This is a genomic window from Kribbella sp. NPDC048837 (genome assembly GCF_055586945.1).
On the sequence record NZ_JBVJHF010000002.1, the window covers coordinates 927,272 to 938,663 of the forward strand.

Annotated in this window: 11 protein-coding genes; 8 read left to right on the plus strand and 3 right to left on the minus strand. The window is 67.6% G+C overall.

Going from position 1 to position 11,392, the window contains the following annotated elements; translation table 11 throughout:
• The first annotated feature begins 108 nt into the window (after positions 1-108).
• From ACZ6O0_RS12405 to ACZ6O0_RS12420, 4 genes are read left to right on the plus strand one after another with little or no spacing between them, the layout of a single operon-like run.
• On the plus strand, positions 109-876 hold the full coding sequence (locus ACZ6O0_RS12405) for an NAD-dependent epimerase/dehydratase family protein (protein ID WP_465764928.1): 768 nt from the start codon (positions 109-111) through the stop codon (positions 874-876).
• 10 nt (positions 877-886) lie between these two features.
• On the plus strand, positions 887-2,254 hold the full coding sequence (locus tag ACZ6O0_RS12410; RefSeq protein ID WP_465764929.1) for an extracellular solute-binding protein: 1,368 nt from the start codon (positions 887-889) through the stop codon (positions 2,252-2,254).
• The gene (locus ACZ6O0_RS12415; protein ID WP_465764930.1) at positions 2,251-3,234 is read left to right on the plus strand and encodes a carbohydrate ABC transporter permease; all 984 of its coding nucleotides are present in this window, start codon (positions 2,251-2,253) and stop codon (positions 3,232-3,234) included. Before ACZ6O0_RS12410 ends, ACZ6O0_RS12415 begins: the two co-directional genes overlap by 4 nt.
• Positions 3,231-4,052, plus strand: coding sequence for a carbohydrate ABC transporter permease (locus tag ACZ6O0_RS12420; RefSeq protein ID WP_465764931.1), 822 nt, complete (start codon positions 3,231-3,233; stop codon positions 4,050-4,052). Before ACZ6O0_RS12415 ends, ACZ6O0_RS12420 begins: the two co-directional genes overlap by 4 nt.
• Position 4,053: 1 nt before the next feature.
• Here the strand turns inward: ACZ6O0_RS12420 and ACZ6O0_RS12425 are convergent, their stop codons facing one another.
• Genes ACZ6O0_RS12425 through ACZ6O0_RS12435 form a run of 3 tightly spaced genes read right to left on the minus strand, consistent with a single transcriptional unit; the run spans position 4,054 to position 6,869 of the window.
• Positions 4,054-5,094, minus strand: coding sequence for a hypothetical protein (locus ACZ6O0_RS12425; protein ID WP_465764932.1), 1,041 nt, complete (start codon positions 5,092-5,094; stop codon positions 4,054-4,056).
• 1 nt (position 5,095) lies between these two features.
• Positions 5,096-5,590, minus strand: a complete 495-nt coding sequence (locus ACZ6O0_RS12430; RefSeq protein ID WP_465764933.1) for a SigE family RNA polymerase sigma factor — start codon at positions 5,588-5,590, stop codon at positions 5,096-5,098.
• Between the two features lie 52 nt (positions 5,591-5,642).
• A complete protein-coding gene (locus ACZ6O0_RS12435; protein WP_465764934.1) occupies positions 5,643-6,869 on the minus strand; it encodes a DUF4032 domain-containing protein in 1,227 nt (408 codons plus the stop codon).
• A 108-nt stretch (positions 6,870-6,977) separates the two neighbouring features.
• On the opposite strand from ACZ6O0_RS12435, the gene ACZ6O0_RS12440 reads away from it, so the two are divergent.
• The 4 genes from ACZ6O0_RS12440 to ACZ6O0_RS12455 all read left to right on the plus strand — a co-directional run bounded on the left by ACZ6O0_RS12440 (position 6,978) and on the right by ACZ6O0_RS12455 (position 11,392).
• Positions 6,978-7,970 carry a LacI family DNA-binding transcriptional regulator gene (locus ACZ6O0_RS12440; protein WP_465764935.1) on the plus strand — a complete coding sequence of 331 codons (993 nt, stop codon included), beginning with the start codon at positions 6,978-6,980 and terminating at the stop codon, positions 7,968-7,970.
• A gap of 231 nt (positions 7,971-8,201) precedes the next feature.
• Entirely contained in the window at positions 8,202-9,572 is a 1,371-nt protein-coding gene (locus ACZ6O0_RS12445) for an ABC transporter substrate-binding protein (protein ID WP_465764936.1), read from the plus strand.
• Positions 9,573-10,526 (plus strand): carbohydrate ABC transporter permease, encoded by a 954-nt coding sequence (locus ACZ6O0_RS12450; protein WP_465764937.1) that lies wholly within the window; start codon positions 9,573-9,575, stop codon positions 10,524-10,526.
• The gene (locus ACZ6O0_RS12455; RefSeq protein WP_465764938.1) at positions 10,523-11,392 is read left to right on the plus strand and encodes a carbohydrate ABC transporter permease; all 870 of its coding nucleotides are present in this window, start codon (positions 10,523-10,525) and stop codon (positions 11,390-11,392) included. The genes ACZ6O0_RS12450 and ACZ6O0_RS12455 overlap by 4 nt, the downstream gene beginning before the upstream one ends.

An 11,392-nucleotide genomic window follows, 5' to 3' on the forward strand; every position in this document is an offset into this window, starting at 1 on the left:
TAAAACTGACATGGTGTGTTCACACTCTTGACACAGACCGGGAAGTACTCGAACAATTTCGCCCACAGTTCGGGCATCGGTCCCGGGCCCGGCGACCTGGATGACGACATGGACGCTGTGCGGAACGACGCACCGCTGGTGGTGATCACCGGCGGGCTGGGGCGCGTCGCCACGGTGCTGCTGCCGTGGCTGCGCAAGCACTACCGGCTCCGGCTGGTCGATCGAGCGCCCGCCGACGACGTGGTCCAGGCGGACGTCAGTGATCCCGAGGCGACGTACCGGGTGTTCACGGGAGCGGACGCCGTCCTGCATCTCGCCGGGAACAGCAGTCCCTGGCAGACCTGGGACAGCGTGTACGCCGCCAACGTGCGGACGACCCAGGTCGTCCTCGAGGCGGCCGCGGCCCGCGCCGTACCGAAGCTGGTGCTGGCGAGCTCGCTGCACGCGCTCGGTGAGTACAACCGGCCTGCCTATTGGCCGGTCGATCCACGGCTCGACCCACGGCCGTGCTGTCCGTACGGGCTCGGAAAGGTCGTGCTGGAGGCGCTGGGCCGGACACACGCGGAACGCACCGGCGCGTCCGTCACCTGTCTGCGGCTCGGCCTCACCGGCTGGCCGCCGAGCGAACGGCGCTACCTCGGGCAATGGCTGTCCGACGACGACGCCGGCCGGCTGGTGCTCGCAGCACTGCAGGCCGGCGAGCGGTACGGCGTGCACTTCGGCGTCTCCGCGAATACCCGGAACCAGTGGGACACCACCTCGGCGCGGCACGAGCTCGGCTATCGCCCCGAGGACGACAGCGAAGTGCTGGCAGACCGGGCCGGGCCCTCCTCCGGTCCGGTCTGCCGGCTCTTCGATCCAGAAACATCAGACTGAGAGGTTGGCCATGACCACTACGAACCTAGGGCTCTCCCGCCGCCGATTCCTGGCGCTGAGCGGCGCGGCCGCCGGCGGTGCGCTCGCGGTCGGTTGCTCGCCCGCGTCCTCCACCAACACCCCGGCCGCCGTGGCCTCGGTCTCGGGCTCGGCCGCCAAGGGCTCGGTGACCGTGATGTCGCAGTCGGGCGAGTTCGGCCCGAAGGAAGCGAAGGCGGCCGGACAGGCGCTCGGCATCACCGTGAAGACGGTCGAGTACGACCTGACCAAGCTGACCGCGATGCTGGCCAGCGGCAACCCGCCCGATGTCGTCCGGGGCATGGGTGCGACGGACACGGCGTACCTCGCCGCCCGGGAGGTCGCCGAGGACCTCGATCCGTACTTCGCAAAGAGCACGCTGATCAAGGCCGACGACATCGACCCGGTGAACGACCTGTGGCGGTTCGACGGGCAGAAGCAGGGCTCGGGCCCGCGGTACGGGTTCGCGAAGGACTACTCGCAGGACGCGATGCTCTGGTACAACTCGGCGCTGTTCGACGCCGCGAAGGTGCCGCATCCGACCTCGGCCGAGCCGCTGTCGTTCGACGAACTGCTCGACCTCGGCAAACGTCTGACGAAGCGGCAGGGTGCCAAGGTCAGTGCCTATGGCCTGAACGCGAACGGTCTGAGCGTGTTCATCACGCTCTGTGGGATGACTGCGTCGGCTGGTGGAAAGGTGCTCGCCGACGACCTCGCCTCGGTCGACCTGACCAGTCCGGAAGCCCTGCGCGCGATCACCTGGTATCTCGACTATGCCAAGGCCGGGATCGGCCCGACCGTGCTCAACCCCGATCCGAACGGGTGGGACGGCCCGACATTCCAGGCAGGTCGGATGGCGGTCGCGACCGATGGCTACTGGTTCGGCGGCCTGTTCGGCACCGATCCGAAGAACGCGAAACTCGCCCACCTGTTGCCGGCGCCACAGTTCGGCACCGGGGCGCGGATCAGCCCCTGCTACGGCGCGACCGGCCTGTGGATGCCGAAGGCCGGCAAGAACAAGGACGCCGCCTGGGCGGTGATGGAGTGGTTCCTGGCCGGCGACCCCGCCAAGGCGCGGGCGGCGGGCGGATGGGGCATCCCGCCGTTGAAGTCGCTGCAGAAGCTGATGCCACAGACCCAGCCGTTCCAAAAGGAGGCGTACCAGGTCCAGATGGCCGAGCAGAAGTACTTCTCGGTCATGACGTTCACGCCGTACGTGCGGTTGGACGCGATCGACGGCGTGATCGGCCGGGAGTTGCCCAAGGCAATCAAGGGGACGATGTCGCCGGCCCAGTTCGCCGACACCGTGAACACCCAGATCAACGCCCAACTCACCGATGGAAAGAAGCGGTTGCGGTGAGCTCGGCACTGACCGAGGTACGACGTCCCGCCGCCGAAGCCCCTGTGGTTCGCGCGGACGGGGGCCGGAACAAGCCGCCGAGTCTGCGCAAGGCGCGGACGTTCTACCTGTTCGTCGCGCCGTGGATCATCGGGTTCGTCGCGCTGACCGTGTTCCCGCTGGGCTACGCGTTCTGGCTCAGCCTGACCGACTCCGACGGGCTGTCGCCGCGGACCCACTTCGTCGGCTTCCAGAACTACGTGGACATCTTCCACGACCCGCTGACGCTGAGCTCGCTGGGCAAGACCGGACTGTTCGCACTGGTGACGGTGCCGCTCTCGATCTTCGCCGGGCTCCTGCTGGCGGTGATTCTGAACCAGCCGATCAAAGGGCGAGGGCTGTTCCGGGCGCTGATCTACCTGCCGGCCGTGGTCCCGCCGGTCGGGGCGGCGCTGACGTTCCGGCTGATCTTCGACCGGGACGCCGGCGCGGCGAACGGCGTACTGAGTGGGCTCGGGGCGAATCCGATCACGTGGCTGGTGGATCCGAACGTGCGGTACGTCCTGTACGCGCTGGTGTTGTGGGGGTGCGGCGGGGCGATGATCATCTCGCTCGCCGGGTTGCAGGACATTCCGCGGGAGTTGCTGGAGGCGGCCCAGGTGGACGGAGCGTCGTACTGGCAGTCGTTCAGCCGGATCACCGTGCCGTTGCTGTCACCGGTGATCCTGTTCCAGGTGATCACCGGGGTGATCGGGTCGCTGCAGTCGTTCGCGCCGCTGCTGCTGTCGTCCGGGTCGCTGAGTGGGGCCGGCACGGTTCCACAGGGCAACTATCTCTACATGATTCACGTGTTCGCGCAGTACTTCAGTGCCTCCCGCTTCGGGTACGCCTCGGCGATGTTGTGGCTGCTGTTCGCGGTGATCCTGCTCGTCACGCTGGTGATCATCAAGGTCAGCGCGCGGACCGTCTTCTACACCGTCGAGCCGGAGGGCAAGCGATGACCCGGACGAACCGCTGGGCGCTGTACATCGTGCTGCTGGCCGTCGTCCTGGTGATGCTCAGCCCGATCCTCTGGCTGGTGTCGACCTCGCTGAAGTCGCCGGCCGAGATGGCGTCGTTCCCGCCGACCTGGTGGCCGTCCGCGCCGCGGTTCGCGAACTTCACCGACGCGATCAGCCAGGTGAACTTCCTCGGCGCGACGCGGAACTCGCTGACCATCGCATTCATCACCACGACGCTGACCACGCTGAGCTCGGCCTGGGTCGGGTTCGGGTTCGCGCGGTTGACCGCGCCCGGGAAGAAGCAGTTGTTCGTCGTGCTGCTGGCCACGATGATGCTGCCGGGGATCGTCACGCTCGTTCCGACGTACCTGATCTTCGCGAAGCTGCACATGGTCAACACGTACTGGCCGTGGGTGGCGTGGGGGCTCGGCGGCAGCGCGTTCCTGATCTTCCTGTTCCGGCAGTTCTTCGCCGGCATCCCGCGGGAGATGGAGGAGGCCGCGATCATCGACGGCTGCGGGTACGTCGGGATCTTCTGGCGGATCTTCCTGCCGCAGTCCTGGCCGGTGATCGCGGCCAGCGTGATCCTCTCCTTCACCGGCGCGTGGGGCGACTTCGTCGGCCCGGCCATGTTCCTCAGCCAGGACAGCACCACCCTCGCCGTCGCCATGGCCACCGGCTACGTCAACGACAAAGGCCTCCCCATGAACAACCTCGTCGCCGCCGGCGCCGTGATGTACGTCCTCCCCGTCCTCGTCCTCTTCATGTTCATGCAACGCCGCTTCGTCAGCGGCTTCTCCACCTCCGGCATCAAATGAGTCAGCGGGGTGATGGAGTGAGGGGGCGCACTGGGTCGAAGAGGTCGCTGGGTTGGTTGGGGTGGTGGACGCCCTGCTGGATGAGGCCGAGGGTGGCGGCGTCGGCGCGGCGTTGGGTGGTGCCGTCGTCGGTGGGGAAGGAGTGGTCTTCGGCGCAGTAGTCGGCAGTGATCCAGACTGGGTAGGACTTGTCGCGGCCGTGCAGCGTGACGACGAACGTGCGCTGGTCGGTGTTGCCGCAGCCCTCGGCGCGGGCTGGTGGCGGACCTTCCGGTGAGGAGTTGACTCGCTGCGCGAACGCGGTGGCGGACTGGGCGGCGAGCTGGGAGCCGGCGATCAGCGAGCCGTGCCAGTACTCACAGATGTTGGCCGAGGTGATCCGGTCCTTCGAGTTCAGGCCCGTGCCGTGCGGGCCGGCGTCCGTCGGTGAGCAGCCGTAGTAGTCGGTGCCGGTGATCGGGAGCGCCGAGTCGAGGATGCGGCGGCGGAGCGCGTCGTCCTTGGTCAGCACGCTGATCTTCGTGCCGGCGACGAGACGGGTCTCCTCGGTCCAGCCCGCGTCGTACTGCTTGATCCCGGGGGCCTGGACGTCGTTGAACCAGACGTACGGCGCTCGTCGATCCAGCGGGAGTACGGCGTCCTCACACGTGTGGCCGTACTTCCCGAGCCAGTCGTTGAACCGTCCGATCGTGGGGAGGGCCGTGTTGGCGAACGTCGTACAGGGTGCCGCGCCGGAGATGTACTGCGTCCAGGACGCGGGGACCTGGACTTGCGCGGTCTTGTACGACTCCCAGCGCCAGCCAGGATCGGGTGCGCCCGGGCGAGCGACCGGCGGGTCGGTCCGGAGCTCGGTGGTGAGGGAGTGGGTTGCGGTGATCGCGGTCGCGACCGCGGCGCAGGCCAGTACGACGGCTCCGACGGCGCGGCCGACCCGGCGGCGGTGCAGGCGATGGTGGACGGTGGACAGCAGGTGTTCGTCCGATGGTGCGTCGGCCGCGTGCTTCGACAGGCTCGCCGCGATCAGGTCCTCGGTTGCGTCCATGTCAGGTGGCCTCCTCGGCCGTGGTCAACGTCGTGCGCAGGGTGGCCAGCGCCCGGTGGATCTGCGAGCGGACGGTGGCGGGAGAGCAGTCGAGGATCACGGCGATCTCGGCGTCGGGCAGGTCCTCGTAGTAGCGGAGGACAACGGCGGCCCGCTGCTTGGTCGGCAACGTCGCGCACAGCGTCCAGACCGCGTCGTGCTCCGCCTGCCTCTCGGCGTGATCCGGGCCGGAGGGCGGTTCGGCGGGATCCGCGGTCGGTGTCTCCCGGCGGAAGAACCTGCGCCAGCGGGAGATGTCGGCGTTCACGATCGACCGGCGGACGTACGCCTCGGGATCGTGAGCGCGACAGATCCGGGTCCACCGTGGGTACGCGGCCATCAGCGCGTCCTGCACGGCCTCCTCGGCGCGCGTGTGGTCACGCGTCAGCAGATAGGCGAACCGCAACAACGCGGCGCCCCGTTGCGCGACCCACTCGTCGAAGTCGGGCGTCTCCATCCGGTACCTCCCACCCTTATCCACGCTGGCGGGAGGCCGGACGTTGCAAACCTCAGTCGGCCTCGGGAATCGCCGGCGTCGGGAGGGCGAGCTTCTCGTCCGGCTTCTCTCTCAGCACGTCCTCGACGTACGACCGCGCGGCCTCCATCGTGTCGATCTCGTGGCCGGCCTGCTCGGACAGGAACCAGCGGTGCTCGAGCACCTCGTGGAACACCTCGGCCGGCTCGAGCTTGCGCTTCAGGTCGCGCGGGACCGTGCGGACGACGGGTTCGAAGACCTCGGTCAGCCACTGGTGGGCGACGATCTCCTCGTCCTCGTTCTGCTGGTCGGTGGCGGCGGCGAACGAGTCCAGGTCGTTGAGCAGCCGGCGGGCCTGGTTCTCCTCGACGTCCAGGCCGGTCAGCCGGAGCAGCCGGCGGGAGTGGTGCCCGGCGTCCACGACCTTCGGCTGGATCCGGACCTGGCTGCCGTCCCAGTCGGTGATGATGTCGATCTCGGCGACGTCGAAGCCGAGCTCGTTCAGCCGCCGGATCCGCGAGTCCAGCCGGTGCATCTCGTCGGTGGCGAACTCCTCGGGCGCGGTCAGCTCGGCCCACAGGGCGTCGTACCGGTCGTTGATGGACTGGACGGTCTCCTGCGGGTCGATGTCCGGGTCGAGCAGGCCGCCTTCCTGCAGGTCGAGCAGCTCGCCGAACAGGTTGATCTCCGCGGTGTAGAGGTCGTGCGCGCGCTGCCCGTCGGAGATGTCCTGGTGCAGCTCGCCGGTCTCGGCATCGACCAGGTACGCCGCGAAGGCGCCGGCATCCCGGCGGAACAAGGTGTTGGACAGCGAGCAGTCGCCCCAGAAGAACCCGAGCAGATGCAGCCGCACGATCAGCGCGACCAGGGCGTCGATCAGCCGGTTGACCGTGTCCGGCCGGAGCGTGCTGGAGAACAGTGCGCGGTACGGCAGCGAGAACTGCAGGTGCTTGGTGATCAGGATCGAGTCGATCGGCTCGCCGTTGCGATCCACCCGGTCGGTGATCACGCCGACCGGCTCGACCGAGGGCGACTCCAGCCGCTCCAGGTCGCGCAGCAGCCGGTACTCGTGCATGGCGAGATGCTCGAGCACCTCCTTGATCGCGTACACGGTGCCGTTGACCCGGACGAACCGGACCACGTGCCGCGAGATACCGCGCGGCAGCGCGACCAGCTGGTCCTCGGGCCAGTCCTCCAGCGGCACATCCCACGGAAGCGACAGCAGACCGGTGTCCGGGCGGGTGGCGACGAATCGGGGCACGGACCCCAGTCTGTCAGCAAGCTGACCTCTCAGGCAGCGGATCCGGACTCCGAACCCCGGACGCAAGTGCTTGCAAGAACTTGCGTGAACAGGCGTAGAGTTTGCGTCATGACGCGACGACTTGCTGAGGTGGCCAAGAAGGTCGGGGTCAGTGAGGCCACGGTCAGCCGGGTGCTGAACGGCAAGCCCGGGGTGTCCGAGGCGACCCGCGAGGCGGTGCTGACCGCGCTCGACGTGCTCGGGTACGAGCGTCCCACGCAGCTGCGCGGTGATCGCGCCCGGCTGGTCGGGCTGGTGCTGCCGGAGTTGCAGAACCCGATCTTCCCCGCGTTCGCCGAGGTCGTCGGCGGCGCGCTGGCGCAGCAAGGTTTCACGTCCTTGCTCTGCACCCGGACGGTCGGCGGGGTGTCCGAGGCCGACTACGTCGACCTGCTCCTGCAGCAGCAGGTGTCCGGGGTGGTGTTCGCCGGCGGGTTCTACGCGCAGGCCGACGCGCCACACCAGCACTACGAGCTGATCCAGGAGCGGAAGCTGCCGACCGTGCTGGTCAACGCGGCCGTCGACCACCTCGGTTTTCCGCAGGTGTCGTCGGACGATGTCGTCGCCGCCGAGATGGCGATCGGGCATCTGCGCGCGCTCGGCCACCGCCGGATCGGGATGGTGCTCGGGCCGCGCGACCACATCCCGTCGCGGCGGAAGCTGGACGCGTTCCTCGCCTCGGAGGAGGCGGATCCGGACCTGGTCGAGCACACGATGTTCTCGCTCGAGGGCGGGCACGCGGCCGCGACCCGGCTGGTCAACAAGGGCGTCACCGGCATCGTCTGCGCCAGCGACATCCTCGCGCTCGGCGCCATCCGCGCGGTCCGCCGGGCCGGCCTGACCGTCCCCGACGAGGTCTCGGTGATCGGGTACGACGACTCCGCGATGATGAACTGCACCGACCCGCCGCTGACCACCGTCCGCCAGCCCATCGACGCGATGGGCCGGGCCGCCGTGGACATGCTGGTCGCACTGATCGAGCGCGCCGCCGTCCCCGCCGACGAGCTCCTCTTCGAGCCTGAGCTGGTGGTCCGCGCCTCCACCGCCCGCGCCCGCATCTAGACCGGGTCCCACTGGCCCCCGTCCACTGGACCCGGTCCACGCCGCGCACCCACTCACCCCTCTCGATCCACAGCCGCCGACCGGTCCGCCGGTCGGCGGTTCGCTGTTGGCTGCCGTGCGTACGAGGACCTTCCCATCCAAAGTCACGATTTTGCAATCTCAGATCCAACTATTGCGCCCCTGTGTCGAGTTGCCTACGGTGTGCGCAAGATCGAGGGAGAGGGTGGATCGATGAGGACAACGCGCCGCGGGCTCAGCCTGGTGTTGGCGGTAGGACTCGGGCTGGTGGCCGCGTCCTGTGGATCGGGGGAGGAGCAGAAACCGGCCGCCGAGGGCTCGGCCGACGGGCCGGTGACGATCACGGTCGGCTGCCAGCCGCCGAAGAGCAACCCGAAGGAACGCACGGCCTGGGATGCGGACGTGGCGGCTTTCCAGAAGCTGCACCCGAACATCACCATCCAGAGCAAGGACGCGTTCCCCTGCATCAACCCGGACACCTTCCAGGCGAAGCTGGCCGGCGGTACCCAGGAGGACGTCTTCTACGTCTACTACACCGACGTCCAGAAGATCATCAAAGCCAAGCAGGCCGCGGACATCAGCCAGTACGTCGGCACCGTCAAGGCGGTCAAGGACGTGCGCGCCGACGTGATGGGCGTGTTCAAGGACGGCGACAAGACGTACGGCCTGCCGCGGAACAACTACAACATGGGCCTGGTCTACAACCGCAAGCTGTTCACCCAGGCCGGCCTGAACCCGGACAGCCCGCCGAAGACCTGGTCCGAGGTGCAGGAGGCGGCGAAGAAGATCGCGGCGCTCGGCCCGGGGTACGTCGGCTATGGCGAGTACTCGGCCGGCAACACCGGCGGCTGGCACTTCGCGGCGTCGCTGTACGCCCGCGGTGGCTCGATGGTCAGCGACGACGGCAAGACCGCGGCGTTCAACAGCCCCGAGGGTAAAGCGGTGCTGGAGAACCTGAAGAAGATGCGCTGGGACGACAACTCGATGGGCAGCAAGCAGCTCCTCCAGTGGGAGGACCTGATGCGGATGATGGGTTCCGGCAAGCTCGGGATGATGATCGGCGCGCCGGATGTGGTGCAGTCGGTGAACAACGACTTCCAGGGCAAGTTCGACGACTACGGCGTGACCGCCGTACCGGAGTCGGAGGGGAAGGCGTCGCTGAGTGGCGGCGACGGCTACATGTTCAACCCGAAGGCGACGCCGGAGAAGATCAAGGCGGGTCTGCTCTGGCTGGAGTTCCACGAGCTGACGCCGGGTGAGGGGCAGTTCAACTACGCGCGGTCCAAGGAGCAGGGCCGGCCGGTCGGGCTGCCGATCCCGGACCTGTACGGCGACTCCGCGCCGGGCCAGGAGATCGTTGCCCTGCGCAAGCAGTACGCCACGGTGCCGGTGGACCACTTCGCGCCGTACGTCGCCGCCCAGTCCACCATCACCAACAAGCTCGAACCCCCGAAGGCGCAGGAGCTGTACGCCGTCCTCGACGTCGCGATGTCCGCGGTCCTCACCCGCAAGGACGCCGACATCGACAAACTCCTCAGCGACGCAGAGGGCAAGGCCAACAAGATCCTGGCGAAGAACACCTAAATGACGGTGACCGAGGAGCAGGTCCGTCGTCCCCGCACCGTGGGGACGACGGATCCGCAATCACCAGACGGCCACGGCGCGCTGCGGCGGGCGGTGGGGCGGAACCTCACCGCCTACGGGTTCTTGTGTGGGGCGTTGATCTGTTTCGCGTTGTTCTCCTGGTATCCGATGGTTCGGGAAGTGGTGCTGAGTTTTCAGCAGAACAACTTCGTGGATCCGGGGACGTGGGTCGGGTTCGAGAACTTCCGGACGGTGATCGAGGATCCGGCGTTCAGGTCGGCGTGGTTGAACACGGCCGTGTTCAGCGGGCTGGCGCTGGTGATCGGGTACGCGGTGCCGTTCGTGCTGGCCGTCGTACTCAATGAGCTCAGGCACGCGAAGGCGTACCTGCGGTTTGTCGTCTACCTGCCGGTGATGCTCCCGCCGGCGGTCGCCGTGCTGTTGTTCAAGTGGTTCTACGACCCGGGCGCGGGCCTGTTCAACCAGGTGCTCGACGTCTTCCACCTTCCGCCGCTGAGCTGGCTGGACTCCACGAGTACGGCGCTCGTCAGCCTCGTGCTCGTGTCGACCTGGATGAACCTCGGCACCGGCACGCTGATCTACCTCGCGGCACTCCAGAGCATCCCCGGTGACCTGTACGAGTCCGCCGAGCTCGACGGAGCGGGCCTGCTGAAGAGGGTCTGGCACGTGACGATCCCGCAGACCAAGCTGATCCTGCTGGTGATGCTGCTCCTGCAGGTCGTCGCGACCATGCAGGTGTTCATCGAGCCGTACCTGCTGACCGGCGGCGGCCCGGAGAACGCGACCGTCACGGTCGCCTACCTGATGTACCAGTACGCCTTCAACTTCGGCGACTTCGGCGGAGGCAGCGCACTCGGCCTGATGCTGATGATCGTGCTGCTGGTGTTCTCGACGATCTACCTGCGCGTCTCGCGTGAGGAGGACGCCCGATGAGAACACTCGTCTCACCACTCGCGCTCCGGACTCCGATGGGCCGGCTGATCTACTGGACGACGCTGATCCTCGTGGTCATCGGATTCACGGCAGCCTTCGTGTTCCCGCTGTACTGGATGGTGACCGGCGCCCTGAAGTCACCCGACGAGCTGGCCCAGATCCCGCCGAGCTTCTTCCCGAAGGACTACGACTTCGGCGTCTACAAAGAAGCCTGGGAGCAACTACAGCTGGGCGTCTTCCTGAAGAACACGGCCCTGTACGCCGGTGGCGCGTGGCTGTTCACCCTCGCCGTCGACGTGACCGCGGCGTACGCGTTGTCCAAGCTCCGCCCGTTCTTCGGCAAGCTGATCCTCGGCGCGATGCTGGCGACGCTGATGATCCCGCCGATGGTCCTGCTGCTGCCGACGTACCTGGTCGCGAAGGATCTGCCGATCTTCCACCTCGACCTGCTGAACACCCCGTGGGCGATCTGGTTGCCGGCGGCGGCGAACGGGTTCTTCGTCTTCCTGCTCAAGCGGTTCTTCGACTCGATCCCGCGAGAGCTGCTGGAGGCGGCCGAGATCGACGGGGCCTCGCCAGGCAGGATCCTCTGGTCGATCGTCCTGCCGGTGTCGCGGCCGATCCTCGGCGTGGTGTCGATCCTGTCCGTGGTGACGGTGTGGAAGGACTTCGTCTGGCCGCTGCTGGTGCTGCCGGAGACGGACAAGATGTCGATCAGCGTCGGCATCGCGTCGCTGTCCGCGCAGATGCCGCAGAACGTGCTGATCGCCTCCCTGGTGATCGCGAGCCTGCCGACGATCCTGGTGTTCTTCGTGTTCCAGCGCAGCATCATGGCCGGTCTCACGGCCGGAAGCCTCAAGGGTTAA

Coding starts and splice junctions, on each gene's coding strand:
- ACZ6O0_RS12405 (WP_465764928.1), top strand. CDS start 109: ATGGACGCTGTGCGGAACGACGCACCGCTGGTGGTGATCACCGGCGGG.
- ACZ6O0_RS12410 (WP_465764929.1), top strand. CDS start 887: ATGACCACTACGAACCTAGGGCTCTCCCGCCGCCGATTCCTGGCGCTG.
- ACZ6O0_RS12420 (WP_465764931.1), top strand. CDS start 3,231: ATGACCCGGACGAACCGCTGGGCGCTGTACATCGTGCTGCTGGCCGTC.
- ACZ6O0_RS12425 (WP_465764932.1), bottom strand. CDS start 5,094: ATGGACGCAACCGAGGACCTGATCGCGGCGAGCCTGTCGAAGCACGCG.
- ACZ6O0_RS12430 (WP_465764933.1), bottom strand. CDS start 5,590: ATGGAGACGCCCGACTTCGACGAGTGGGTCGCGCAACGGGGCGCCGCG.
- ACZ6O0_RS12440 (WP_465764935.1), top strand. CDS start 6,978: ATGACGCGACGACTTGCTGAGGTGGCCAAGAAGGTCGGGGTCAGTGAG.
- ACZ6O0_RS12445 (WP_465764936.1), top strand. CDS start 8,202: ATGAGGACAACGCGCCGCGGGCTCAGCCTGGTGTTGGCGGTAGGACTC.
- ACZ6O0_RS12450 (WP_465764937.1), top strand. CDS start 9,573: ATGACGGTGACCGAGGAGCAGGTCCGTCGTCCCCGCACCGTGGGGACG.
- ACZ6O0_RS12455 (WP_465764938.1), top strand. CDS start 10,523: ATGAGAACACTCGTCTCACCACTCGCGCTCCGGACTCCGATGGGCCGG.